Origin of the sequence: Sphingomonas corticis (assembly GCF_012035195.1) — a bacterium.
Lineage (GTDB): Bacteria > Pseudomonadota > Alphaproteobacteria > Sphingomonadales > Sphingomonadaceae > Sphingomonas > Sphingomonas corticis.
In genome coordinates this window covers 220257-244906 of the sequence record NZ_JAAVJH010000006.1, presented here as the reverse complement: position 1 = coordinate 244906, position 24650 = coordinate 220257, and the positions used below count along the sequence as shown (strand labels likewise).

Below are 24650 nucleotides of genomic sequence, written 5' to 3'. Positions count from 1 at the left end.
GCGCTCGCGGCATTCTTCTCGCTTCCGGTCAGCCGTCGACACGCTCCACGATGATCGCGGGCGCCATGCCGCCGGCGGCGCACATGGTGACAAGGCCGTAGCGCTTGCCTTGCCGCTCCAGCTCGTCGACCACGGTACCGATCAGGATCGCGCCGGTCGCGCCGATCGGATGGCCGAGCGCGATGGAGCCGCCGTTGACGTTCACCTTCTCGCGATCGAGGTCCAGGTCGCGGATGAACTTCTCCGCCACCACGGCGAACGCCTCGTTGATCTCCCAGAGATCGATGTCGTCCTTCGTCAGTCCGGCCTTGGCCAGCACCTTCTTGGCCGCGGGGACGGGCGCGTTCAGCATCAGTGTGGGGTCGTCGCCCACGTTGGCCATCGCCACGATCTTCGCCCGCGGCTTCAACCCGTGCTTCTCCGCATAATCCTTCGACGCCAGCAATACCGCCGCCGCGCCGTCCACCACGCCCGACGAATTGCCGGCATGGTGGAAGTGCTCGATCGTCAGGTCGGGATAGCGCGCGTTGATCTGCTTGCGGAAGGTCGACCCCTTCTCGTCGTAGGGCCAGTCCGCCATCGCGGCGAACGCGGGCTTCAGTCCGGCGAGTCCCTCCGCGGTCGTCTCCGGCCGCGGATACTCGTCCTTCGCCAGCACCACGTTGCCGTCGTCGTCGGTGACGGGCACGATCGATCGGTCGAACCGGCCCTCGGCGATCGCCACGGCGGCGCGGCGCTGGCTCTCCAGGCCGAGCGCGTCGAGCGATTCGCGATCGATGCCCTCCATGCTGGCGATGGCGTCGCCGCAGATGCCCTGGTGCGACTGCGGGTGGAGCGCGTTCAGCCGCTCGTTGCCCGATCCCATCAGCGACGGCGCCTTGCCGGCGGCCTGGTCCTCGGCGGACATGGCGGCCGTCAGGCTCATCATCTCCGTGCCGCCGGCGATGACCAGATCCTCCATCCCGCTCATGATCTGCGCCGCGGCGAAGTTCACCGCGGTGATGCCGCCGCCGCAGAAGCGGTCCAGGGTGGTGCCCGACGCCTTGACGTCGTAGCCCGCGTCCAGCGCCGCCATCCGGCCCAGGTCGCCGGCCTGCTTCCCCTTCTGCGTCGAGGTGGACCAGATGATGTCGTCGACCTCGGCGGTGTCGATCCCGTTGCGGTCCTTGATGGCCTTCAACACGGTGGAGGCCAGGTGCTGCGGGTGGAGATGCGCCAGCGCGCCCTTGCCCTGCTTGCCGATGCCGCGGGGCGTGCGCACCGCGTCGATGATATATGCCTCGGCCATAATCGCGATCTCTCCGAACCTGCCATGCGCGCGGCACCTTTACCGGCGCGGGAAACCGGCATAACCTTCGTTATGGTCGAACCGATGTCAAGCGTAACCCCGTCCGCCAGCCCTTCCCCGGCCCCCGCCCTCGCCCCCGCGCCACGGCCGACGGACCTGACGCCCAGGGACTGGCTGGAGGCGGGGCAGTCGCTGCTGCGTCGTGGCGGCCTTCGCGCGCTGAAACTGCGTCCGCTGGCAGAGGAACTGCGCGTTTCGACGGGCAGCTTCTATCATCATTTCAGCGACTTCGATGCGTATCAGGGGCAATTGGCGCGCTATTTCGCGGAGGATCAGGTGGGGGATCTCATCGCGGCGCTGGAGCGCGGCGCCGACGATCCGATCGGGCGCATCCGGTTGCTGGGACAGACGGTGCGCCGCCGCGGCTCCTCGCGCATCGCGGTCGCCATGCGCGCCTGGGCGGAAAGCGACCCGCGCGCGCGTGCCGCGGTGGAGCGGCACGACACGCTGATGCTCTCCGCCATTTCCGGCTGGCTGGAACAGGCGGGGTTCAGCCGCGCCGAGGCGGAGGTGCGCGCCTACGGTCTCATCACGCTGGGGCTGAGCAAGGTGCACGCACCGCACCTGAACATGGCCAGCCTGTTCGATTCGCTGCTCGACATCATGGTCGCGCGCCGGGCCTGATGCGCGCGCTCCGCGTCTCCTCCCTGTCGCCCGACCTGTCGGGCGTCGCGCTGGCGGAGGTTCCGGACGCCGCGGTGGCGCCGGGCAAGGTCCTGATCCGCGTGCGCGCGGCGGCGCTGAACTATCCCGACCTGCTGATGACGCGCGGCGAGTACCAGTTGAAGCCGCCGCTCCCCTTCGTTCCCGGCATGGAGGTGGCGGGAGACGTGGTCGCGGGGGACGGCTTTGCCCCCGGGACCGCCGTGGTCGCGGGCACGCGGCTGGGGGGCTTCGCCGATCTGGTCGCGGTGGACGCAGGCGCGGTGCGCGAGAAGCCCGGGCATCTTTCCTACGCGGAGGCGGCAGGCGTCGGCGCGGCCTATCTCACGGCCTATGTCGCGCTGGTGCCCCTGGCCGCGGTGCAGCCAGGCGAGTGGCTGCTGGTGCACGGCGCGACCGGCGGCGTCGGGTTGGCCGCAGTGGACCTCGCGGGCGCGCTCGGCGCGAAGGTGATCGCCACGTCGCGCTCGGCGGCCAAGCTGGAGGCGGTCGCGCGCGACTATCGCCTCGCGGCATCACTGCCCGCGCCGGGATTTCGCGAGCAAGTGAAGGAACTTACCGGCGGCGGTGCAGACGTCGCCTTCGATCCGGTAGGCGGCGACGTGTTCGACGAATCGACCCGCTGCATCGCCTTCGGCGGCAGGCTGCTGGTCGTCGGCTTCACCTCCGGTCGTATCGCAACACTGTCGACCAACATACCATTGATCAAAGGGTTTTCGGTCATCGGCGTGCGCGCCGGGGAGTATGGACGGCAGTTTCCTGAGCGCGGTCGCGAGAACCAGGACGCGATCTGGCGCCTCGCCGCCGACCGCCGCATCCGCCCGCGAGTCCACGCCGAAGTACCGCTGGCCGACTGGCGCGAGGCGTTTGCTGCGATGCAGGCGAGCGAGATGGTGGGCAAGCTGGTGCTGGTGCCGTGACGTAGAAGGAACCCGCGGGTCCAACGAGGCCGGCGGTGAACGGGAGAGGAAGATGGCCGGATACGATTACGTCATCGTCGGCGGGGGCTCCGCCGGCTGCGCGCTCGCGGCGCGGCTGAGCGAGGATCCCGCCGCCAGCGTGTGCCTGCTGGAGGCGGGGGGCGCCAACACGGAACTGCTGGTGCGGATGCCCGCGGGAGTGGGCAACCTCATCAAGGCGAAGGGCAAGCACAATTGGGGGTTCTGGACCGAGCCCGAACCGCACCTCGACGGCCGGCGGCTGTGGTGGCCGCGCGGCAAGGGGCTGGGCGGCTCCTCCTCGATCAACGGCATGGTCTACACCCGTGGCCATCCCCGCGACTATGACGAGTGGCGCCAGTTCGGCCTGACCGGCTGGTCGTGGGAGGACGTGCTCCCGTACTTCCGCCGGCTGGAGGGGCATCATCGCGGCGAATGCGAGGGGCTGCACGGCGCCGACGGTCCGCTGCGCATCTCCGGCGGGGAGAGCGACAGCCCGTTCCACGATGCGCTGATCGAGGCGGGACGGCAGGCCGGATACCCGGTGACCGACGATTTCAACGGCGCCGCGCAGGAAGGCTTCGGCCGCTACGACCTGACCATCAGCGACGGTTGCCGCTGGTCCACCGCCGCGGCCTATCTGCGGCCCGCGCTGAACCGGCCGAACCTGACCGTCGTCACCGGCGCGCGCACGACGCGGCTGGTGGTGGAGCGCGGGCGCGTGGTCGCGGTGGAATACGCCCGCGGCCGCGACGCCGCGCGAATCGAGGTGGCGGGTGAGGCGCTGCTGTGTGCGGGCGCGGTGCAGAGCCCGCACCTGCTGCAACTGTCGGGCATCGGTGCGGCGGAGCGGCTGCGCGCCGCGGGCGTGGCGTGCGTGCACGACCTGCCCGGCGTCGGCGAGAACCTGCAGGACCATCTCGACATCATCATGAACTGGAAGACGCGGGGGCTGGTCACCGCCTTCTCCGCGACCAAGGGCCTGCGCCAGCTGGCGACCGGGCTCAACTACCTGCTGCGCGGGCAGGGACTGGGGCGCCAGCAATTCCTCGAATCGGGCGCCTTCGTCTCCTCGCGCGAGGGATTGTCGCGGCCCGATGTCCAGATCCACGGCGTGCTGGCGATCATGAAGGATCACGGCAAGCAGCGCGTCGGTGCGGACGGCTTCTCGCTGCACCTGTGCCAGTTGCGGCCCGAGAGCCGCGGGCGCATCGGCCTGGCTTCCGCCGACCCGCTGGCCGATCCCGCCATCTTCGCCAATTACCTTGCCACGCAGGAGGATCGCCGCGTCATGCGCGAATGCGTGCGGATCGGGCGGAACGTCGCCGCGCAGGCCGCGCTCGACCCGTATCGCGACGCCGAGCTCGCCCCGGGCGCGGGTGTGGAGAGCGACGCGGAGATCGACGCCTGGGTCCGCGCGAACGCGGAGACGATCTACCACCCGGTCGGCACGTGCAAGATGGGAGCGGACGGCGACGCCATGGCGGTCGTCGACGCCCGGCTGAAGCTGCGCGGGATCGACGGCCTGCGCGTGGTCGACGCCTCGGTGATGCCGACGCTGGTCGGATCGAACACCAACGCGCCGACGATCATGATCGCGGAAAAGGCGGCGGACATGATACGCGGGCTCGCGGAGCGTCGGCTGGCGGCGTGATCTTCGCTTGGCTGGAGGGGATCAGCGCCCCTCCAGCAGCGCGCACAGACGCTCGATCATCGCCTCGCGCTCGAACGGCTTGCGGATCAGCCGCTGCTCCGGCACCGCGGCGATCGCGTCGATGTCGGCATAGCCGGTGACGAACAGGATCGGCAGGCCGGGGCGGCGTCGCTCTGCGTGGGCGGCGAACTCGACGCCGTTCATCCGCGGCATGGCGAAGTCGGCTACCACGGCCTCGATGCCCGGCTCCTCCACCAACGCGCGCAGCGCGCCCTCGCCGTCCGCCGCCTCCACCACGCGGCATCCGGCATTGCGCAGCGTCTCCGCCGTCACCTCGCGCACCGCTTCCTCGTCGTCGAGCACCAGCACGGTCCGACCGGCGATCGAGCCGCCCTCCTCGCCAGGCGCGTGGGCGACGGGCGCGTGCTCCTGCGTGCCCGTGGCGCGCGGCAGGAAGACGCTCACCGTCGTCCCCTCCCCAGGCACCGTGTCGATCCGCACGCCGCCGCCCGACTGCTTGGCGAAGCCGAACACCTGCGCCAGCCCCAGGCCCGATCCCTTGCCGACCTCCTTCGTCGTGAAGAACGGCTCGAACGCGCGCGCCAGCACCTCCGGCGTCATGCCGGTGCCTGTGTCGTGCACCGCGACGCGGACGTAGTCGCCCGCGGGAGGCTCCTCCGGCCGCTCCGGCGGGCCGCAAGTGACGTTGGCGGTCGCGACGGTCAGCGTACCGCCGCCCGTCCCTCCCGCCGCCGCGCGCGTCATCATCGCGTCGCGCCCGTTGATCGCCAGGTTGAGGATGATGAGCTCGATCTGCGTCGGATCGACCAGCGCGCGCCACGGGCGCGGCTCCAGCGCCGTCTCGATGGTGATCGCGCGGCCCAGCGTGCTGGCCAGCAGCGCGATCAGCCCGGTGACCGTCTCGTTCAGGTCGACCACCTTGGCCGCCAGCCGCTGCCGGCGGGAGAAGGCGAGCAGCTGCGCCGTCAGCGTGGCGCCGCGCTGCGCCGCGGTGCGCACGTGCTCCAGCCGCTGGATCGCGCGCTCGTCCAGCGTGCCCCGCGCCGCCGCGTGCGTCAGGAGCTCCACGTTGCCGAGCACCACCGTCAGCAGGTTGTTGAAATCGTGCGCGACGCCCGATGTCAGCTGCCCCACCGCCTCCAGCCGCTGCATCTGGTGCAGCGTCGCCTCCACCCGCTCGCGCTCGGCGATCTGCTCCACCAGCTCGGCCGTGCGCGCGGCGACGCGCTGCTCCAGCTCCTGGCCCAGCCGGTGCGAATCGGTGACGTCGATCGCGCAGGCGACGAAGCCGTGGAAAGTATCGGCGACGAAGCGCGGCCGGATCTCGCCGCGGATCCAGCGCTCCTCGCCGGCGGCGGTGACCACGCGGAACTCGCCGCCCCCCGGGGCAGGATCGACGCTGCGCACGCGCGCGCGGCGGCGCACCTCCTCCGCATCCTCCGGCCGGACCGCGATCGACCAGCCCTCCGCCACCATCCGCGCGGGCGGGATGCCGAGCATGGTCTCGAAATAATCGTTGGCGAACTCGATCTCGCCCTTCGCGTCGGTCAGCCACACCAGCGCGGGCAGGCTGTCGGCCAGGTTGCGGAAGCGCGCCTCGCTCTCGCGCAGCCTCTCACTTTCCGCGGCGACGTTGCGCAGCGCGCGCACGCGGCCGGTGGTCTCCGACACGATGCACAGGACGCCGCCGACCGAGCCGTCGTCGCCCGGCACCGCGGAATAGGAGATGTCGAAATACACCTCCTCGCCGTAGCCCGACCGCTCGATGTAGAAGGGGCGGTCCCTCGCCGAATAGGTCTCCCCCGTCCGGCGCACGTGCGCCAGCAGCGGCTCGAGATCGTCCCACAGCTCCGCCCAGCACTCGCGCGCCGGCCGCCCGAGCGCGCGCGGATGCTTGTCGCCGATCGTCGGCGCATAGGCGTCGTTGTAGAAGGCGACGTATTCCGGCCCCCAGAACAGCACGATCTCTGCGCTGGCAGGAAGCAGCAGGCCGACGGCGTGGACCAGCGCGGCGGGCCAGTAGGCGATCGGCCCCACCGGGGAAGCCGCCCAGTCGTGCTCCGCGATGCGCCGCCCCATGTCCCCACCCCGCGCGAACAGGCGCGCGCGGGCAGCGGAGCGGGCGGGCACGTCGTCCATGCCCGAACAACCTATCGTACATCAGCGCGTTATCAAATTGGCAATTGGCCAAATTGCCAACCCGATCCCGCGCACCTTAAGGCAGCGACATGAACGCCAGCTTTCGCTCGATCCACCACCACGGTATGATCCGCGTTGCCGCCGCGACCCCGGTCGGCACCGTCGGCGACCCGGCGCGCAACGCCGAGCGGGCCGTCGCCATCGCGCGGCAGGCGGACGCGGCGGCGGTGGACCTGGTGGTCTATCCCGAACTGTCGCTCAGCTCCTACGCAATCGACGACCTGCACCTGCAATCCGCGCTGCATCGCGCGACGCTGGCCGCCATCGAGACGGTGCGCGAGGCCTCCACCGCGCTGCGCCCCGTGCTGCTGGTCGGTGCGGCGATCCTGCACAACGGGCGGCTCTACAATTGCGCGGTGGCCATCGCGCGAGGGCGCGTGCTGGGCGTGGTGCCGAAGAGCTTCCTGCCCAATTATCGCGAATATTACGAGAAGCGCTGGTTCGCCAGCGGCGCGGGGATCACTGGCCTGACGATCCGGCTTGGCGAGGAGGAGGTGCCGTTCGGCACCGATCTGCTGTTCGTCGCGGAGGACCTGCCGCGCTTCGTCGTCCACGCCGAGATCTGCGAGGATTACTGGGCGCCCACCCCACCATCCACGGCCGGCGCGCTGGCGGGCGCGCTGGTGTGCGCGAACCTGTCCGCCTCCAACGTCGTGGTCGGCAAGTCGCGCGAGCGGCTGATGCTGTCGGCGGCGCAGTCCGCGCGTGCGGCCTGCGCCTACGTCTATTCGGCGAGCGGGCCGGGGGAGAGCACCACCGACCTCGCCTGGGACGGCCAGGGCACGGTGCACGAACTGGGCGAGCTGATCGCGCAGTCGGGCCGCTTCGATCACGAGCCCGAGCTGCTGGTCGCCGACGTCGATCTGGAACGGCTGGAGCAGGAGCGGCTGCGCAACGGCACCTTCAACGACGCCGCCGTGGCCGCGGGGCGGCCGGAGACGCGCTTCCGCCGTATCGGCTTCCGGCACCGACCCGACTTCGCCGACGTCGGCCTGCTTCGCGAGATCCGCCGCTTTCCCTTCGTGCCGAACACGCCGGAGAAGCTGGACGAGGATTGCTACGAGGCGTTCAACATCCAGGTGGAAGGCATCGCCAAGCGGCTGGTCGCCGCCAACGCCCAGCGGCTGGTGATCGGCGTCTCCGGCGGGCTCGATTCGACGCACGCGCTGATCGTCGCGGCCAAGGCGCTGGACCGACTGGGCCGACCGCGCACCGACATCCTGGGCATCACCATGCCCGGCTTCGCCACCAGCGCGGGCACGAAGGACAATGCCTGGCGGCTGATGCGCGCGCTCGGCATCGCGGCGGAGGAGATCGACATCCGACCCGCCGCGACCGCCATGCTGAAGGACATCGGTCATCCCTATGGCCGCGGCGAGCCGGTGTACGACGTGACGTTCGAGAACGTGCAGGCGGGGCTGCGCACCGACTTCCTGTTCCGCATCGCCAATCAGCGCGGCGGGTTGGTGGTGGGCACCGGCGACCTGTCCGAGCTGGCGCTCGGCTGGTGCACCTACGGCGTGGGCGACCAGATGAGCCACTATGCGCTGAACGCCGGCGTGCCCAAGACGCTGATCCAGTTCCTGATCCGCTGGGCGATCGCGACGAACCAATACGACGCGGAAACCGACGCGGTGCTGGGCGCGATCCTGGCGCAGGAGATCTCGCCCGAGCTGGTGCCCGGCGAGGAATTGCAGAGCACCGAGGCGAAGATCGGCCCCTACGCGCTCAACGACTTCTTCGCGCATTACGTGATCCGCCACGGGCTGGCGCCGTCCAAGATCGCGTTCCTGGCGTGGCACGCGTGGAAGGACGCCGCGGCGGGGCGCTGGCCGATCGGCTATCCGGAGGATGCGCGGACGACCTACGACATCGACACGATCCGGCTGTGGCTGGAGCGCTTCCTCGTCCGCTTCTTCCAGACCAGCCAGTTCAAGCGATCGGCGCTGCCCAACGGGCCGAAGGTGTCCGCCGGCGGCGCGCTGTCGCCGCGCGGCGACTGGCGCGCGCCCTCCGACGGCACGGCGGACGCGTGGTTGCAGGAGCTGGCGGCGAACGGCCCGTGAACGTCATCCCGGCCGGACCAAGAATCTGAACCTCCCTGCTTTTCGCCCGTTGCGGTGAAAACTCTCGGAGACAGGTGATGAGCGAAGGAACGACCCGCCGGACGGTGCTGGGCGGTGCGGCGGCGGCCGCGGGGATGGCGGCGACGGCTCCGGCGCAGGCACAGGGCGCGGTGACCGGACAGGGCAGCGGGACCGTCGCGATCCGCGATCCCCGCAGCAAGTACACGAGCACGCCCTTCCCAGAGCAGAAGCAGACCTGGCCCGCGCTGCAATCCAAGATGACCCCCGTGCCCGATTGCGGCGAGAAGACGTACCGCGGATCGGGCCGGCTGGCGGGACGCAAGGCGCTGGTGACGGGCGGCGACTCGGGCATCGGCCGCGCCGCGGCCATCGCCTTCGCGCGCGAGGGCGCGGACGTCGCGATCAACTATTACCCGACCGAGGAGCCCGACGCGCGCGAGGTGAAGTCGCTGATCGAGGCGGCGGGGCGCAAGGCGGTGCTGCTGCCCGCCGACATCCGGACCGAGCGCGCCTGCACGAAGCTGGTCGCCGACGCGGTCCGCGCGCTCGGCGGCCTCGACCTTCTCGTCAACAACGCGGCTTATCAGCAGAGCAAGGAAGACATTTCGCAGATCAGCGACGACCAGTTCGTCCGCACGTTCGAGACGAACATCTTCGCGATCTTCCGCATCAGCAAGGCGGCGATCCCGTCGATGCCCCCCGGCTCGGTCATCATCAACACCGGGTCGGTCAACAGCTACGATCCCGGCGAGGAACTGCTCGACTATGCCTCGACCAAGGGGGCGATCCTGATCTTCACCAAGGGGCTGGCCAAGCAGTTGGCGAAAAAGGGCATCCGCGTGAACATGGTGGCGCCCGGCCCGATCTGGACGCCCCTTCAGGTGGCCGGCGGGCAGCTGCCGGGCAAGCTGGGCGAGTTCGGCCAGGACACGCCGCTGGGCCGCGCGGGGCAGCCGGCGGAACTCGCGCCACTCTACGTCATGCTGGCGAGCGACGAGGCCAGTTTCTCCACCGGCACCGCTGTGGGCGCGCACGGCGGCAAGGGGAACCCGTAGTCCTTGTCCTCACCCTCCCCTCCCTCTCCCATCGTGGACCGGGAGGGGAAGGGTGAGGGTGACGCCCGGATTCAGGCCAGTTCGTTCTCCAGCCAGCCCTTGATCTGCCCCTTGGGCGCCGCGCCCACCTTGGTCGCGGCGGGGGCACCGGCCTTGAACAGGATCATCGTGGGGATGCCGCGCACGCCGTAATTGCCCGGCGCCTCCGGATTCTCGTCGATGTTGATCTTCGCGATCGTCACCTGCTCGCCGAGCTCCTCGGACAGTTCCTCCAGGCTGGGCCCGATCATCTTGCACGGCCCGCACCATTCCGCCCAGAAATCGACCAGCACCGGCTTGTCCGCGTTCAGCACGTCCGCCTGGAAGCTGGCGTCGGTGATCTTCTTGGTCGCCATTCTCTCATCTCCTTCGTCGCCTAGCTAGGATCGATCCGGTGAGGGCTCAACCGGCGGGACCCAAGCTTTGCTCCCTCGCCGCGAAGCGCGGCTTGGCCGCGGCCAGCAGCGCGTCGGGAAGCTCGATCAGCTGCGGCCCGGCGGTGTAGAGCAGCGCCACCTCGATCGCGCGACCGGGAAAAATGACGGCCAGCGCGGCGCGATAGGCCGCCATTTGCGCCAGGTGATAGTCCGGCACCGCGTCGGCGTCGGGGGGGACGCGGCGCCCGGTCTTGTAGTCGATCACGCGCACGCGCGCCTTATCCAGCAGCAGGCGGTCCACCGTGCCGGCGATCACGCGGCCGTCGGGCAGCGTGGCGCTGATCGGAGCCTCCGCCAGCGCATCGGGACCGAACAGCTCGGCGAGCGCGGGATCGTCCAGCACGGCCATCACCGGCTCCACCACCGCCGCCGCATCGTCGGTGCGCGCGGCGAGCCACCGCATCGCGGCGGCACGGCGCTGCGCGGGCGCGAGCGGGGGCAGCCGCTCGAACAGGGCGTGCATCAGCCGTCCACGCTCCGCCGCGGCGCGCATCGCCGGCGTCGGCGGCGCGTCGGCGACGCTATCGTCGCCCAGCGACGACGGCGCGAGCGGGCGGGTGGGGCGCGGCGGGCGCGGCGCGTCGGTGCGCGCCCAGTCGGGCAGCGGCTGCGCGACGGCCGTTGCCGTCGCCGACGCCTCGCGCGACTTCACCGCGGGCTGAGGCGTGCCGCCGGCGAAGCGGCGCACTTCGCCCTCGGGTGCCGTAACGCCCAGCGCGTCCAGCGTCCGCGCGGCGGCGGCGTACCAGCTCGCCTCGGGCGGCACGCCCTTGGCCTTGGGGCCGAGCGCGCCGGCGATGACCAACCGTTCCTCCGCGCGGGTGGCAGCGACGTAGAGCAGCCGCCAATGCTCCTGCCGCTCGCGCGTCTCCACCGCCGCCAGCGCCGCGTCGACCGCGCCCGCCCGCTCGGCCTTGCGCGGGCGGAAGACGGGGATGGCGGCATCCACGCCGTCGGGCGTCCACATCACCACGGAACGCGGGCTGCTGTCCGGATCGACCGTCGCGTCGGCCAGGATCACCAGCGGCGCCTGCAACCCTTTGGCGCCGTGCGCGGTCATCACACGCACCGCGTCGAGCGGCGCGGCAGCGTCGCGCACGATCTCCACCTCGTCGCGCTCGAACCAGTCGAGGAAGCGCTGGAGCGAGGGCGTGGTGTTCGTCTCGAAATCGAGCGCGGCGTTCAGCAGCTCCTCGATCGGGTCGCGCGCCTCCTCGCCCAGCCGCGCCAGCAGCTTGCGCCGACCGTCGAGCGGACCGGACAGGATCAGCTCGAGAAAACGATAGGGCGTGTCGAAGTCCGCATTCGCCAGCATCGCCCGCAGCGGCTCCAGCCGGTCGCCGCAGGTGCGCTGGAGATGGCGCCAGAGCGATCCCTGCCGCGGGATCGCGCGCGCCATCAGCTCGTCCTGCGTCCAGCCGATCAGCGGCGACACGAGCAGGCTGGCGAGGCTGAGGTCGTCGTCGGGCTGGAGCACGAAACGCACCGCGGCGAGCAGGTCCTGCACCGCCAGCGGCGCGGCCAGCCGCAGCCGGTCGACGCCCGCCACCGGCACCCCCTCGGCATAGAGGCGCGCGACGAGCAGCTGCGCCAGCTCGCCGCGCCGCTTGACGAGGATCATCACGTCCTCCGGCCGCAGCGCGCGTCCCTTGCTGCCCAGCCACAAAGGCTCGTCCAGCCAGCGGCGCACCTGCCGCGCGATGCGCGTGGCGTTCTCGCGCACCGCATCCTCGATCCAGCCCTCCTCCCCCGAGTCGTCGCCCTCGGTCGCACCGGCGGCGATGGCGGGCCACAGTTCCACCTCACCCGGCCCGTCGACGCGGCTGGCATGGGCGGGCACCGCGTCGGTCCCCAGGTTCGGCGCGCCGACGGTCGCGATCGCCTGGTCCACGAACTCCAGCACCGGCGCGGTCGAGCGGAACGAATCGGTCAGCGACAGCCGGTCGAACGGCAGCCCGCGCTCGTCCTCCGGCATCAGATCGTCGCCTTCCACCGACGCCGCCGCGCGCGCGAAATGTGCCTCGGCCGCCTGGAAGAAGACGGGGTCGGTGCCCTGGAAGCCGAAGATCGCCTGCTTCAGGTCGCCGACGGTGAACAGCGTGCGGACGGACGGCGCGAAGACGCCGCGACCCACGAAATATTCGTCCACCAGCGCGCGCACGATCGTCCATTGCGCGACGTTGGTGTCCTGCGCCTCGTCCACCAGCACGTGCTCGGTCACCTGGTCCAGCTTGTACCGGATCCACTCGCCGATGCCGGGCTGGCGCAGCAGGTCGACCGCCGCGCGGATCAGGTCGTCGAAGTCGACCGCCCCTGCGCGCCGCTTCGCCGCCGCATAGCCGCGCGCATACTCGCGCCCCACCTCCAGCGCGGCGCCGAGCAGGTCGGCATAGGCGGCGCGGACGCGCAGGGCCAGCAGCGCGGCGCAGCCCTCGCCCAGCGTCGCGGCCAGCGCCTCGTAATCGGCCTCGGCAGCGACCAGCTTCGCCGCAGCCTTGCGCGGCTCGCCCTTGCCGGTGCGGACCACGGCCATCAGCGCCTCCAGCCCGGCGACGCGCGCGGGCAGGTCGCCCGCCAGCCACGCGTGGATCGTCTCGGCGTGGCCGGTGCCGGTGGCGGTGCCCCAGGCGCGGTTGGCGGCGGCGAGGCGCGCGATGCCGTCGCGGTCGAGCGCGTCGCACCCCCCCGCCACCGCCGCGTCGATGTCGCCCAGCGGCACGCCCAGCTGCCCGCGCACGAACGGTGCGATGCCGCTCGGCAGCGCCTCCAGTGCATCGCCGGCGCGCGCGCAGGCGGCGAGGTAACCCTCCGCGCCCTGCTCGCCGAGGCGCACGCTCAGCGCGCCGATCGTCTCCGTGACGGAGCGGCGCCCCTCGCGCTCGGCGTCGACCAGCAGGTCGGACAGCGCCTGCCGCCGCAGCAGCGCCTCCTCGCGGGGTTCGATCGGGCGGAAGCCGGGGACGAGCCCCGCCTCGATCGGGAAGGCGCCGAGGAGCGACTGGCAGAAGCCGTGGATCGTCTGGATGCGCAGCCCGCCGCCGGGCGCGTCGAGCACCTTGGCGAACAGCGTCCGCGCCACGCCGCGCTGCGCCGGCCCTCCGGGTTCGCCGAGCGCACGCAGGTCGTCGAACAGCGCCTTCTCGTCGGCGCGGACCCAATGCGCCAGCTGCCGGCTGATCCGCGTCGCCATCTCCGCCGCGCCCGCCTTGGTGAAGGTGAGGCACAGGATGGCGCCCGGATCGACCCCGCGAAGCAGCAGGCGGAAAACGCGCGCGGCCAGCACCTGCGTCTTGCCGGTGCCCGCGGAGGCGGAGAGCCACACGTGCGCGTCGGGGCGCGAGGCGCGCAGCTGCTCGCCCTTCAGCGTCGGCAGGGGGCGGACGGCGCCGGTCATGGATCCGTCACTCCTCCACCCCGGCGAACGCCGGGGTCCGGTTCGCAACGGCACATGGCAGCACGAGACCTGCATCACACCGGTTCGCCCACCTGGGGCCCGGCGTCCGCCGGGGCGGAGCGACGCGGCTAGCGATCACGGCCATACCATTCGTCCCGCCGCATCAGCTGGTCGTATTCGGCATAGGGAGCGAATTCCGGATGCAGCTTGGCGGTGAACGGCTCCTCGCCGAGCAGCCACTTGCGTGCGCTGTCGGCGAAGCTGTCCACCGCCGCGCGCACGAAGTCGTCGGTGACGATCCGCCCGCCCTTTCCCGCCGGATCGGCCGGGCTGGTCACCTGGCCGAAGGCGTCGTCCTTCTTCGCCAGCGACCAATATTCAAAGGCGGTCGCGCGCCCTTCGACGTACGGGAAGCCGCCCGCCTCCGCGATCGCCCCGAGCAGGCCGAGCTGCAGGTTGAAGCCGCCGCGTACCGCCGCGGTGGAGGGGGCCTTGCCGGTCTTGTAGTCGACGATGCCGAGCCCGCCGTCCGCCATGCGGTCGATCCGGTCGTAGCGGCCGGATAGCTCGACCCCGGCAACCACGGCGCCGCCCTGCCCCTCGACCGACAGCACGCGCCGGCCCGCCGCCTGCTCCGCCGCGGTGCGCGCGGCGATCCAGTCGAAGCCGGCGAGCAGGCGCGGCTGCCACAGCGCGCGCAGCAGCGGGTGGGCGGCGGGATCGTCCAGCAGCGCGGCGGCGCGGCGCGGCAGCGCGGCGGGATCGCACGCGTCCTCGCGCGCCCACGCCTCCAGCACGGCATGGACCGCGGTGCCGCGCCAGGCGGCGCTGGGATCGGCGTCCACCGCGTCCAGTGCCGAGAGGTTCAGGATGCGGAGCGCGTAGAAGGCGAAGGGATCGGCCTTCAGCCGGTCGACTTCGGTGACGGAGATGCGGCGCGGGCGCAGCGCGGCGGCGGGCACGGGCGCCGGCCGTGACGCCGGGCGCGGCGTGCCGCCGTCGTCGAGCGCGCGGGCCCAGCCTTCCAGGTCGCGCGCGCGCGCGAACCGCTCGCCCGCCATCGCCTCCAGCCTGAGCCAGAAGCGCGAGGCGAGCGCGGGCGAGCGCACGTCGCGGCGGCTGCGCGTCATCAGCACGCGCGGCGCGCCCAGCGCCTGACCGAAGTCGTGCGCGGCGACGCCGATCGACCGCTCCAGCCCGGGCAGGCCCAGTTCGCTGCGGATGCGCGGCGCAAGCCACGGATCGGGCGCCGGGATGCCCGGCCACACGCCCTCGTTCAGCCCGGCGAGGATCATGACGTCGGCCGATTGCAGCCGCGCCTCCATCAGGCCGTAGATGGCGAGCCGCGGGTGGCGATCGCCGGGCGGACGGCGGATCGCCACCTCGTCCATCAGCAGCCGCAGCAAAGGGGCGAAGCCGCCCTTCTCCACCCGCGCGGGGCCGAGCGGCGCCTGTTCCTCGAGATCGGCGAGCAGGTCCGCCGCGGCGCGCCCGGCGGGGCCGCGCCACGCCTCCTCCCCCGCCAGCGCGCTCGCCGCCTCGCGCAGGCAGGCGACGAGGGCGGGCAAGGGTGCCGCCTCCGCGCCGAAGCCCGCCGCCAGCGGCTCCAGCAGCGCGCGCGCCTCGGGCCACCACGCCGCCGCCGCGACGCGGACGTGGCGCTCGCGCTCCGGCCCGTCGCGAAGGTGCGCGTCGATCCCGGCAAGGCCCGGCGCCGGCCGCGGACCGCGCAAGGCGCGGTCGAGGCGACGGACGCCCTCCAGCCAGTCCGACCGCGCCTGGCTGCGCACCAGCGGATGCTTCAGCAGCGTCAGCAGCGGCAGCGGCGCGAAATCCTGCGCCGCCGCCTCGACGATCGCGGTCAGCAGGGTGCCGGGGGGCAGGATCGACAGCGGGCGCCCGGCGCTGTCGTCCACGTCGATGTTCCATCGCCGGCAGTGCGCCGCCACGCGCCGCGCCAGCGCGCGGTCGGGCGTGACCAGGGCGGCGGTGCGCCCCTCCTCTTCCAGCACGCCGCGCAAGCGGAGGGCGACCGCCTGCGCCTCCTCCGCCGGGGTGCCGAGTTCGGCCGCCTCCACGCCGTCCAGCCGGCGGCCGGCGGGGGGCAGTCCGGTCCACTTGCCGGTGAAGGCGGCGGGGGCGAGCGCGTCGGCGATGGCGCGGCCGCGCGCAGGCGCCGCATCATGCTCGCTGCCATCGGGCCAGCGCGCCACCTCGTCGCGTGCAACACCCATGCGCGCGAGCAGCAGCTTGGGCGCGAATTGCGGATGCACCTCGATCGCGCGGCGGGTGCGGCCGGTGACGGGATCGGGCAGGTGCGGACCGAGCGCCTCCCACTCCTCCTCCGGCATGTCCTTGTCGAGCCCGGCGAAGGCGACCATCCCCTGCGGCAACTCGGCTACCACGCGCAGCAGTTCGGCGACGGCGGGGGCGGCGTCGGTGATGCCGGCCGCGCAGACGAACCCCGCCGGGGCCGCCGCGCGCCAGCGCTCCGCCTGCCGCCGCAGCAGCAGGATGCGGCGCTCGGCCGGGTCGATGCCGCCCAGCGCGGCGCGCTCCGCCGGCCAGCGGTCCAGCAGCAGGCGGAACAGCCGCAGCGCCGCCTCCCAATGGTCGGACAGCGCCTCCCCGGGATCGATCTCCGCCAGCCGGCGGGGCGCCACGTCCTCCAGCGCCAGCTGGTCCAGCGTCTGCGCCAGTTCGCCCGCCAGCCGCACCGCCTCCGCCGCGTCGACGGGGCGCCCGGCGGCGGCGCGCTCCTCCTCCACCAGCCGCGCCAGCGCCATGCGGCGCTTCAGCGGCGCGATGGCGGGGGGCACCGGCGGCTCCGCATCGGCCGGGTCGAGCGCGGCGCCGACCGCCTCGCCGAGGTCGTCGCTACCCAGCGCGACGATCCGCGGGAGGACCAGCCCCGCGCCGCTCGCGCGCACGAACGCGTCGCGTACCGCCAGCGCGCCGCGGTTGTTCGGCACCAGCACGATCCCGCGCGCGAGCGCGAGCGCATCGCCCCCCGTCCGGCGCAGCAATCCGGCGACCAGCGCGTCGGCGAAGGCGCGGTGCGCGGGGATGGTGTAGAGGCGCGGGCGCGGCATCAGCCGGTCAAGTCGTCACCCGGGGCGTGGCCCCCGGCGCCGTCGTGAGGGTTCGCGCGGAGGCGCGGAGACGCGGAGATGTCTCCCTTGTCGCACTCCTCCGGGCCGTCGCGAACGGCCCAATCGCTGGACCGTGGGTGAGGAAGGTCTCGCTTCCGCTAGACAGCCTTGCTTCCTTCTGCTCGGCGCCTCCGCGCCTCCGCGTGCACCACCTCGACGTCATCTCGGCAGGATCACCCATCCGACAGGATCGCCTCCGTCCGGCCGATCGCGGCGGGGGTGCCGACGTCGAACCACAATCCCTGGTGCACCTGGCCGAAGGCGCGGCCGGCGGCGATCGCGCGGTCCCAGAACAGGTTGGTCGAGAACGGCCCCGCGGGCCAGTCGGCGATCAGCCGCGGGTGGAGGATCTGCACGCCCGTCCACACGAACGGCGCCACGCGGTTGCGTCCGCGCCGACCGGTGATGCGCCCATCCGCCGCCAGCCGGAAATCGCCCTGCCCGCGATGATTGTGCGCGCGGGCGTAGGGCACCATCAGCAGCAGCGCGTCCATCGTCTCCGCGTCCCAGCGCGAGGCGAGCAGGCGGATCGCGTCGGTGGGGCCGTCGATCCACAGATTGTCGCTGTTGACGCAGACGAAGGGCTCGTCGCCGATCAGCGCGCGGGCCTTCACCAGCCCGCCGCCGGTCTCCATCAGCTGCGCGCGCTCGTCGGAGACGATCACCTCCAGTCCGTCGACGCGGTGGCGAAGATGCGCCTCCAGCGCGTCGGCGAGGTAATGGACGTTGACGACCACCCGCTCCACGCCCGCGGCGCGCAGCCGATCGAGCACGTGGTCGAGCAGCGCCTTGCCCGCCACCTCCACCAGCGGCTTGGGCCGGGTGGCCGTCAGCGGGCGCATCCGCTTCCCCAGCCCCGCCGCCATCACCATCGCCGTCTTCGGCACGCTGCCGCCGGGTGTCGGCCGGATGTAGCGCGGGCGGGTCATGCGCGGGCCAGCACCATCGGGTCGCCGCGAAGCTCGGGCGGGATGTTCGCCGCGAACCATCGCGCCACCGGCGCCAGCACCGGATAGCTCAGGTCGCGTTCCAGATATCCCCACACCCGCGGGCACAGCGCCGGGTAGCGCGGCTTGCCGTCGCGCTTCCACAGGCGGGTGAAGACGCCGACGATCTTCGCGTTCCGCTGCGCGCCGAGCACGTGATAGGCATCCATGAACGCCTCGCCCTCTCCCGTCGCGGCACGGTAGCGGCGCAGCATCGCCTCCTCGATCGACGGTTCCACGTCGCGCCGCGCGTCCTGCAGCAGCGAGACGAGGTCGTAGGCGGGATGCCCGGCCAGCGCGTCCTGGAAGTCGAGCAGGCCCAAGCGGTTGGAGTCCCCGACCAGCATCAGGTTCTCCGCGTGATAGTCGCGCAGCACCGTCACGGGGGCATCGGTGAGCGCGCGGGCGAACACCTCGTCCCACGCCGCGCGATAGCTGTCGAGGTCGACGGACAGGCCGACGGCGGGGCAGTAATATTCGGTCAGCACCTGCGCCTCGCGGTGCAGCTCCGCCCGGTCGTAAGGGCGCAGGTTGTCCGCCGGGTGGCCGCGCAGCGCGACCAGCACGTCGACCGCGGCCTCGTACAGCGGCACCAGCGTCGCGGCGTCGGCATCCACCGTCTCGCGCATTCGCCGGTCGCCGAAATCCTCTAGCAGCACGAGCCCGCGCGCCTCGTCCGCCGCCAGGATCGCGGGCGCGCCGAAATCGCGCGCCGACAGCCAGCGCGCCACGGCGACGAACGGGCGCGGGTCCTCGTGCGGGGGCGGCGCATCCATCAGGATGGCGCGGCGCTGCCCGTGGAGAATGCGGAAGTAGCGGCGGAACGAGGCATCGCCCGCCAGCGGCTCGATCGCGGCACCGGCCCAGCCGTGCGCGGCCAGGAAATCGGGTGCGTGCGCGGGCGGAATCATGTCGGTCGCCATCGCGCTTCCCATGCCGCGGGACCATCCCAAGTCAAGCGCCGCGCGCCGTCCGGCGTGGGCGTCAGCGACAATGCGAGCGCGTCGGGCCAGCGCCCGGCGGCGCGATCGGGCCACTCGACCAGCAGCGCGGAGTCGAGCCGCGCCTCGTCGAGGCCCAGCTCCTCCAGTTCGGCGGGATCGTCGATGCGGTAGAGATCGACGTGGAGCACCGGCAGGCGCACCTCGGGCGGCGCATAGGGCTGGACGATCGCGAAGGTCGGGCTCGGCGCCTCGCCGGGGAGGCCGAGTTCGGCGAGGACGCCGCGCGCGAGGCTGGTCTTTCCCGCGCCCAGCCCGCCCGAAAGGGTGACGACGTCGCCGGCACGCAGGACGAGCGCGAGCCGGCGGCCGATCGCCTCGGTCGCGGCGGCGTCGGGAAGGAGCAGCTCCCGCGTCATGCCGGGCCCCTCCCTGCATCGATGATGCCGGCCACCGTCAGCGTGCGGCTACGCGGCGCGGTGACCCACGCGACACGCCCGTGGCGACGAGGCGGTCCACTCACCTTCACCCCGCTCCCGCTCATCGCCGCGGCAATTCCACCGTCACCAGCGTTCCCTTGCCCGGCTCGCTTTGCAGGCGGATCGTGCCGCCGTGCGCCTCGACGAACTGCTTGGCGAGCGGCAGGCCCAGGCCCAGCGCGCGGTCGGTGCCCGGCGCGATCTGCGTGTCGGCGAAGCGGTCGAAGGCGCGCGCGGCGGTGTCCGCGTCCATCCCCTCGCCGTCGTCGGAGACGAGCAGGCGGGCCGTGCGGGCGTTGCCCTCGGCGCGCAGCAGCACCTTGCCGCCGCGGCGATCCCCGGCGGAGGCACTGGCGATGGCGTGGCGCAGCAGATGCTCCACCACCTCGCGGATGCGCCGCGGGTCGGCGTTGAGGCGGCCGACCGAATGCTGCACGTCGATGGTATAGTCCACCGCGTGGCGCTTGGCCGAGGGGCGCAGCGCGTCCGCGGCGGTGCGCGCCACGGCGGCGATGTCCACGTCTGCCCGCTCCAGCGCGTCGCTGTCGGCGGTCTGCGTCAGGTCGAGCACGTCGTCGATCAGCAGGCCCAGCCGCTCCGCCGAATCGAGGATCGCGCCGACGTAGCCCTGCGCCTCCGTCGTCAGCGCGCCGGCGAACCCCGCGTGGAGCATTTCGGCAAAGCCGCTGATCGACGTCAGCGGGGTGCGCAGCTCGTAGCTCATGTTCGCGACGAAGGCGGTCTTCACCTTGTCCGCCGCCTCCAGTGCCTCGTTGCGGTCGCGCAGCGCCTGTTCCATCCGCCGGCTGTCGGAAATGTCGAGCATCGTGAACAGCGCGTTGCCGTCGGGCAGCGGCACGGCGGCGAACTCGAAATGCCGTCCGTCCGCCAGCGCCACCTGCCCGGCGCGCTGCTTGCGCTCGGCGGTGGCGTAGCGGACCAGCTCGGCGATGAAGCGCGCGTGCTGCGGATTGGCGAGCCGCGTCGCCACCCGCTCGGCGATTGCATCGACGCGGGGATGCGCGCTGAGGAACTCCTCCTCGAAATCCCACAGCGCGCGGAAGCGGTTGTTCCACAATTGCAGGCGCCCGTCGGCGGCGAACACGCCCAGCGCCTCGAACAGATTGTCGAACGTGGCGGTGCGCACGCGCAGCAGCGTGTCGCGCGCGCTGGCCAGCTGCACCTGCTCGGTGCGGTCCTCGAAGACCAGCAGCAGCCCGCCGTCGGGCAGCGGCTGCGCCACGACGCGCAGGTGCGTGCCGCCGGGCAGATGCCACGCCTCCTCGCTAGCGCCGTCGGTCTGCAGGAACCAGTTGCGCCGCTCCGCCTTCCAGCCGGGAAAGTCGCGCACCTCCGGCACGCGCTTGGCCTCGCGCATGCGCTCCAGCACGCGGTCGAACTCGGGCCGGTCGGTCAGCCACTCGCGCCGCATCGCGAACATGCGGCGGAACGGCTGGTTGAAGAAGGCGAGGCTGCGGTCGCGGCCGAACTGCGCCACGCCGGCCGATAGGCGGTCGAGCGTCGCGCGCTGCGCTTCGGCGAAGCGGCGCTCTCGCACGTTGGCCTGTTCCAGCTCCTCGACGTCCACGGCGAACCCGGCGATGCCGCCCACCGGCAGCGGCACGTCGTGCAGCCGCAGCGCGCGGCGCGCGCCGTCGATCGTGGCAGGCCGGATGCGCTGCTGCGGCTTGCCGCTATCGCGCGCCGCCGCCGCGCCCGCCTGTGCCTGCCCCGCGCCCTCGACCAGCTCCAGCCCGCGCGCCACCACGTCGGCGGCGTCGCTGCCCTCCACCGCGGCGACATAAGCCGAGTTGACCATCGCCAGTTGCAGGTCGCTGTCGCGATACCAGATCGGCAGCGGCGCCGCCTCCACCAGGCCGGTCAGGGCGTCGAACGCCTGCGACAGGTCGGCGATCTCCGCGGAGAGGGTCCGCACCTCGCCCTCGGTCGCGGTGGAATCGAAGATCCACAGCACCACCTTCTCGCCGCGCCGGTCCCCCTGCACGGTCAGCGCGCGCGCGCCGTCGCCGCAATGGACCGTGCGCAGGAACCCGCGCGCGGCACGTAGGCAGCCCTGCACGTCGGCGTGCAGCGCCTGCGCGTCCACCGCGTCGAGGCCCCAGCCGTGATCGCCCGCCAGCTGGTCGAGATAGTCGGCGGGCGCATCCAGGCCGAACCAATCCGCCACCCGGCGCGGCATCTGCACGCGTCCGTCGGGCCGCACGACGACCGGCTGCATCGGCGCACCTTCCAGCAGCGATTCGAGGCGCCGCCGCGCCGCCGCATCATCCGCCGCGGCGCGGCGCGCGCGCAGTCCCGTCGCCAGCATCGCCACCGCGCCCGCCAGCAGCAGCGCCACCAGCACGCCCGCGCCGATCGCGGTCAGGTGATCGATCGCGATCATCCCTGCTGGCATCGCGCGGAACGGGGCGCGTGGCGGGAGGCGGCGGCATTCATCGACAGGGTCTTAGGCAGTCCGAAACGCGGGCGGAATACGAAAAAGGGGCGGCGCCGCGCGGCACCGCCCCCTTTCGCGCAACGAAGGGTGCGATCAGTAGCGATAATGGTCGGGCTTGAACGGCCCTTCCACCGGCACGCCGATATAGTCCGCCTGCTTCTGCGACAGCTTGGACAGCTTCACGCCCAGCTTCTCGAGGTGGAGCGCGGCGACCTTCTCGTCCAGGTGCTTGGGCAGGACGTACACCTGGTTCCTGTACTCCTCGCCCTTGGTGAACAGCTCGATCTGCGCCAGCACCTGGTTGGTGAAGCTGGACGACATGACGAAGCTGGGATGGCCGGTGGCGCAGCCCAGGTTCACCAGCCGGCCCTTGGCGAGCACGATGATCTGCTTGCCGTCGGGGAACTTCACCAGGTCGGTGCCCGGCTTCACCTCGGTCCACTCGTAATTGTCGAGGGCGGCGATCTGAATCTCGCTGTCGAAGTGGCCGATGTTGCACACGATCGACATCGGCTTCATCGCCTTCATGTGATCGGCGGTGATGACGTCGGCGTTGCCGGTCGCGGTGCAGAAGATGTCGGCGCGGGTCACCGCCTCGTCCATCGTCACCACCTCGAACCCCTCCATCGCCGCCTGGAGCGCGCAGATCGGGTCGATCTCCGTCACCAGCACGCGCGCGCCGCCGTTGCGCAGCGACTGGGCCGAGCCCTTGCCGACGTCGCCGAAACCCGCGACGCAGGCGACCTTGCCCGCCAGCATCACGTCGGTGGCGCGGCGGATGGCGTCGACCAGCGACTCCTTGCAGCCGTACAGGTTGTCGAACTTCGACTTCGTCACCGAATCGTTCACGTTGATCGCGGGGAACGGCAGCTCGCCCTTCTTGGCGATCTCGTACAGGCGGTGGACGCCCGTGGTCGTCTCTTCGCTGACGCCCTTCAGGTTCTTGACCGTCTCCGTCAGGTATCCCGGACGCTTGGCGATGAACGCCTTCACCGAGCGCTGGAACTCCACCTCCTCGGCATTGTCAGGCTCGCCGAAGGAGGCGCCCGCCTCCAGCTTGGCGCCCCAGAGCGCGAACATGGTCGCGTCGCCGCCGTCGTCGAGGATGATGTTGGCGGTCTGGTCCCCCCAGTCGAAGATCGAGCCGACATAATCCCAATATTCGGCCAGCGTCTCGCCCTTGATCGCGAAGACGGGGATGCCCGCGGCGGCGATGGCGGCCGCCGCGTGGTCCTGCGTCGAGAAGATGTTGCAAGTCGCCCAGCGCACGTCGGCGCCGAGCGCCACCAGCGTCTCGATCAGCACCGCGGTCTGGATGGTCATGTGCAGCGAGCCGGTGATGCGCGCGCCCTTCAGCGGCTGCGACGCGCCGAACTCCTCGCGCAGGGACATGAGGCCCGGCATCTCGGTCTCGGCGATCGCGATCTCCTTGCGGCCGAAATCGGCCAGCGAGATGTCGCGGATGGCGTAGTCGTTGGTGTCGAGCACGGGAGCGGTCGCCACGGTGGTTCTCCGAACGGGTGTAGGGCCGACCAAGGCCGCGCACGACCGATCGACATGCGCGGGCCTTTAGCGGGCTGGACCCGTCAGAGCAAATATAAAGATATCTTTATATGTCGACGCCCACCCCGTCACGGGCCGGTTCACGCCCGCCCGCTCTCCGGCGACAGCAGCCTCGGGTCCACCCCCGCCGCGGCGAAGCCCTTCGTCCAGCGCTCCGCTGCGGGCGCGTCGAACAGCAGCGCGTCGTCGCCGTCGACGGTCATCCAGCCGTGACGCGTCATCTCCTCGTCCAGCTGCCCCGCGCCCCAGCCGGCATAGCCCAGCGCCACCACCCACCGCGCCGGGCCCGTTCCACTCGCAATGGCGCGCAGCACGTCCAGCGTGCCCGACAGCGCCCAGCGACCGGCGACGTCGATCGTGTCCTGACCGCCCCAGTCGAGCGTGTGCAGCACGAAGCCGCGACGCACCTCCACCGGCCCGCCGAAATGGACGGGCGCGTCGGGTGCCTCGCCGGGTGCGATCTCCAACTGGCGCAACACGTCGTGCAGGCCGAGGCCGTTGATCGTCGCGCCGACGCCCACCCCCAGCGCGCCATCCGCGTCGTGCTGGCACATGGCGATCACCGCCTGGTCGAAGCGCGGGTCGCCGATGCCGGGCATGGCGAGAAGGAATCGTCCGGTCAGAAACATCGCGATCCACCGTAGCGCCTCGCGCGGCGTTGCGAATGCTTGAAATCAACCCGCCGCATTGCGACTAGGAACGCACTTCACTGGAGAACCGGCATGACGATCAACGTGGGCGACAAGCTGCCCGACACGACGCTGACCAAGGTGACGGCGGACGGCCCCGAGCCGGTCGGCACCGCGGACTTCTTCAAAGGCCGCCGAGTCGCGCTGTTCGCGGTGCCGGGGGCCTTCACCCCGACCTGCTCGGCGCGCCACCTGCCGGGATATATCGAGAAGAAGGACGAGCTGGCGGCCAAGGGCATCGACGAGGTCGTCTGCACCTCGGTCAACGACCCGTTCGTGCTGGGCGCCTGGTCGAAGTCGGCGAACGCGGACGGCATCACGATGCTGGCGGACGGGAACGGCACCTTCGCCGAGGCGCTGGGTCTCGCCATGGACGGCAGCAAGTTCGGCATGGGCAAGCGCAGCCAGCGCTACTCGATGGTCGTCAACGACGGCGTCGTCGAGTCGCTGAACGTGGAGGGTCCGGGCGAGTTCAAGGTGAGCTCCGCCGAGCACATGATCGGAAACCTCTGACGCCGCGGGTGCGTTGGTCGTGACGGTATCTCAA

Annotated in this window: 17 protein-coding genes; 6 read left to right on the top strand and 11 right to left on the bottom strand. The window is 71.8% G+C overall.

The annotated features are described in order from the left end of the window. Positions 1-28: 28 nt before the first annotated feature. Positions 29-1288: an acetyl-CoA C-acetyltransferase gene (locus tag HBH26_RS11990; protein WP_168134845.1), complete on the bottom strand. Its 1260-nt coding sequence runs from the start codon at positions 1286-1288 to the stop codon at positions 29-31. 84 nt (positions 1289-1372) lie between these two features. Here HBH26_RS11990 and HBH26_RS11985 point away from each other — a divergent pair, with 84 nt between their 5' ends. Genes HBH26_RS11985 through HBH26_RS11975 form a run of 3 tightly spaced genes read left to right on the top strand, consistent with a single transcriptional unit; the run spans position 1373 to position 4603 of the window. Beyond that, on the top strand, positions 1373-1972 hold the full coding sequence (locus HBH26_RS11985) for a TetR/AcrR family transcriptional regulator (protein WP_168134844.1): 600 nt from the start codon (positions 1373-1375) through the stop codon (positions 1970-1972). Beyond that, positions 1972-2931, top strand: a complete 960-nt coding sequence (locus tag HBH26_RS11980; RefSeq protein ID WP_168134843.1) for an NADPH:quinone oxidoreductase family protein — start codon at positions 1972-1974, stop codon at positions 2929-2931. The genes HBH26_RS11985 and HBH26_RS11980 overlap by 1 nt, the downstream gene beginning before the upstream one ends. A 52-nt stretch (positions 2932-2983) precedes the next feature. Beyond that, positions 2984-4603, top strand: a complete 1620-nt coding sequence (locus HBH26_RS11975) for a choline dehydrogenase (protein WP_168134842.1) — start codon at positions 2984-2986, stop codon at positions 4601-4603. Between the two features lie 21 nt (positions 4604-4624). On the opposite strand, the gene HBH26_RS11970 is transcribed toward HBH26_RS11975, so the two are convergent. Beyond that, complete coding sequence (locus HBH26_RS11970) at positions 4625-6763, bottom strand: PAS domain S-box protein (RefSeq protein WP_168134841.1); 2139 nt, start codon at positions 6761-6763, stop codon at positions 4625-4627. A gap of 89 nt (positions 6764-6852) precedes the next feature. On the opposite strand from HBH26_RS11970, the gene HBH26_RS11965 reads away from it, so the two are divergent. Further along, on the top strand, positions 6853-8889 hold the full coding sequence (locus tag HBH26_RS11965; RefSeq protein WP_168134840.1) for an NAD(+) synthase: 2037 nt from the start codon (positions 6853-6855) through the stop codon (positions 8887-8889). Positions 8890-8966: 77 nt separating this feature from the next. Next, positions 8967-9965, top strand: a complete 999-nt coding sequence (locus tag HBH26_RS11960; protein ID WP_168134839.1) for an SDR family oxidoreductase — start codon at positions 8967-8969, stop codon at positions 9963-9965. Positions 9966-10036: 71 nt separating this feature from the next. Here HBH26_RS11960 and trxA read toward each other — a convergent pair whose 3' ends face one another. From trxA to HBH26_RS11915, 9 genes are all read right to left on the bottom strand, one after another. Beyond that, positions 10037-10360 (bottom strand): thioredoxin TrxA, encoded by a 324-nt coding sequence (gene trxA, locus HBH26_RS11955; protein ID WP_168134838.1) that lies wholly within the window; start codon positions 10358-10360, stop codon positions 10037-10039. A 46-nt stretch (positions 10361-10406) separates the two neighbouring features. Beyond that, complete coding sequence (addA, locus tag HBH26_RS11950; protein WP_168134837.1) at positions 10407-13835, bottom strand: double-strand break repair helicase AddA; 3429 nt, start codon at positions 13833-13835, stop codon at positions 10407-10409. Between the two features lie 128 nt (positions 13836-13963). Next, positions 13964-16927, bottom strand: a complete 2964-nt coding sequence (gene addB / locus HBH26_RS11945; protein WP_168134836.1) for a double-strand break repair protein AddB — start codon at positions 16925-16927, stop codon at positions 13964-13966. Between the two features lie 233 nt (positions 16928-17160). Beyond that, complete coding sequence (locus tag HBH26_RS11940; protein ID WP_168134835.1) at positions 17161-17916, bottom strand: nucleotidyltransferase family protein; 756 nt, start codon at positions 17914-17916, stop codon at positions 17161-17163. Next, positions 17913-18884, bottom strand: a complete 972-nt coding sequence (locus HBH26_RS11935) for an aminoglycoside phosphotransferase family protein (protein ID WP_209308531.1) — start codon at positions 18882-18884, stop codon at positions 17913-17915. Before HBH26_RS11935 ends, HBH26_RS11940 begins: the two co-directional genes overlap by 4 nt. Beyond that, positions 18881-19333 carry a tRNA (adenosine(37)-N6)-threonylcarbamoyltransferase complex ATPase subunit type 1 TsaE gene (gene tsaE / locus HBH26_RS11930; protein ID WP_168134833.1) on the bottom strand — a complete coding sequence of 151 codons (453 nt, stop codon included), beginning with the start codon at positions 19331-19333 and terminating at the stop codon, positions 18881-18883. The genes HBH26_RS11935 and tsaE overlap by 4 nt, the downstream gene beginning before the upstream one ends. Positions 19334-19454: 121 nt before the next feature. Beyond that, entirely contained in the window at positions 19455-21797 is a 2343-nt protein-coding gene (locus HBH26_RS11925; RefSeq protein ID WP_168134832.1) for a sensor histidine kinase, read from the bottom strand. A gap of 147 nt (positions 21798-21944) precedes the next feature. Continuing rightward, positions 21945-23354, bottom strand: coding sequence for an adenosylhomocysteinase (gene ahcY / locus HBH26_RS11920; protein ID WP_168134831.1), 1410 nt, complete (start codon positions 23352-23354; stop codon positions 21945-21947). A 140-nt stretch (positions 23355-23494) separates the two neighbouring features. Next, positions 23495-24043 carry a YqgE/AlgH family protein gene (locus tag HBH26_RS11915; RefSeq protein ID WP_168134830.1) on the bottom strand — a complete coding sequence of 183 codons (549 nt, stop codon included), beginning with the start codon at positions 24041-24043 and terminating at the stop codon, positions 23495-23497. 93 nt (positions 24044-24136) lie between these two features. On the opposite strand from HBH26_RS11915, the gene HBH26_RS11910 reads away from it, so the two are divergent. Continuing rightward, a complete protein-coding gene (locus tag HBH26_RS11910) occupies positions 24137-24616 on the top strand; it encodes a peroxiredoxin (RefSeq protein WP_168134829.1) in 480 nt (159 codons plus the stop codon). The last annotated feature ends 34 nt before the right edge of the window (positions 24617-24650 follow it).

What these genes read in the sequence shown, in the direction of transcription:
- HBH26_RS11990 (WP_168134845.1), bottom strand. Translation starts at nt 1,288, where the DNA reads ATGGCCGAGGCATATATCATCGACGCGGTGCGCACGCCCCGCGGCATC.
- HBH26_RS11985 (WP_168134844.1), top strand. Translation starts at nt 1,373, where the DNA reads ATGTCAAGCGTAACCCCGTCCGCCAGCCCTTCCCCGGCCCCCGCCCTC.
- HBH26_RS11960 (WP_168134839.1), top strand. Translation starts at nt 8,967, where the DNA reads ATGAGCGAAGGAACGACCCGCCGGACGGTGCTGGGCGGTGCGGCGGCG.
- HBH26_RS11915 (WP_168134830.1), bottom strand. Translation starts at nt 24,043, where the DNA reads ATGTTTCTGACCGGACGATTCCTTCTCGCCATGCCCGGCATCGGCGAC.
- HBH26_RS11980 (WP_168134843.1), top strand. Translation starts at nt 1,972, where the DNA reads ATGCGCGCGCTCCGCGTCTCCTCCCTGTCGCCCGACCTGTCGGGCGTC.
- HBH26_RS11910 (WP_168134829.1), top strand. Translation starts at nt 24,137, where the DNA reads ATGACGATCAACGTGGGCGACAAGCTGCCCGACACGACGCTGACCAAG.
- HBH26_RS11925 (WP_168134832.1), bottom strand. Translation starts at nt 21,797, where the DNA reads ATGATCGCGATCGATCACCTGACCGCGATCGGCGCGGGCGTGCTGGTG.
- HBH26_RS11970 (WP_168134841.1), bottom strand. Translation starts at nt 6,763, where the DNA reads ATGGACGACGTGCCCGCCCGCTCCGCTGCCCGCGCGCGCCTGTTCGCG.
- addB (WP_168134836.1), bottom strand. Translation starts at nt 16,927, where the DNA reads ATGCCGCGCCCGCGCCTCTACACCATCCCCGCGCACCGCGCCTTCGCC.
- HBH26_RS11940 (WP_168134835.1), bottom strand. Translation starts at nt 17,916, where the DNA reads ATGACCCGCCCGCGCTACATCCGGCCGACACCCGGCGGCAGCGTGCCG.
- addA (WP_168134837.1), bottom strand. Translation starts at nt 13,835, where the DNA reads ATGACCGGCGCCGTCCGCCCCCTGCCGACGCTGAAGGGCGAGCAGCTG.
- HBH26_RS11965 (WP_168134840.1), top strand. Translation starts at nt 6,853, where the DNA reads ATGAACGCCAGCTTTCGCTCGATCCACCACCACGGTATGATCCGCGTT.
- HBH26_RS11935 (WP_209308531.1), bottom strand. Translation starts at nt 18,884, where the DNA reads ATGATTCCGCCCGCGCACGCACCCGATTTCCTGGCCGCGCACGGCTGG.
- tsaE (WP_168134833.1), bottom strand. Translation starts at nt 19,333, where the DNA reads ATGACGCGGGAGCTGCTCCTTCCCGACGCCGCCGCGACCGAGGCGATC.
- trxA (WP_168134838.1), bottom strand. Translation starts at nt 10,360, where the DNA reads ATGGCGACCAAGAAGATCACCGACGCCAGCTTCCAGGCGGACGTGCTG.
- HBH26_RS11975 (WP_168134842.1), top strand. Translation starts at nt 2,984, where the DNA reads ATGGCCGGATACGATTACGTCATCGTCGGCGGGGGCTCCGCCGGCTGC.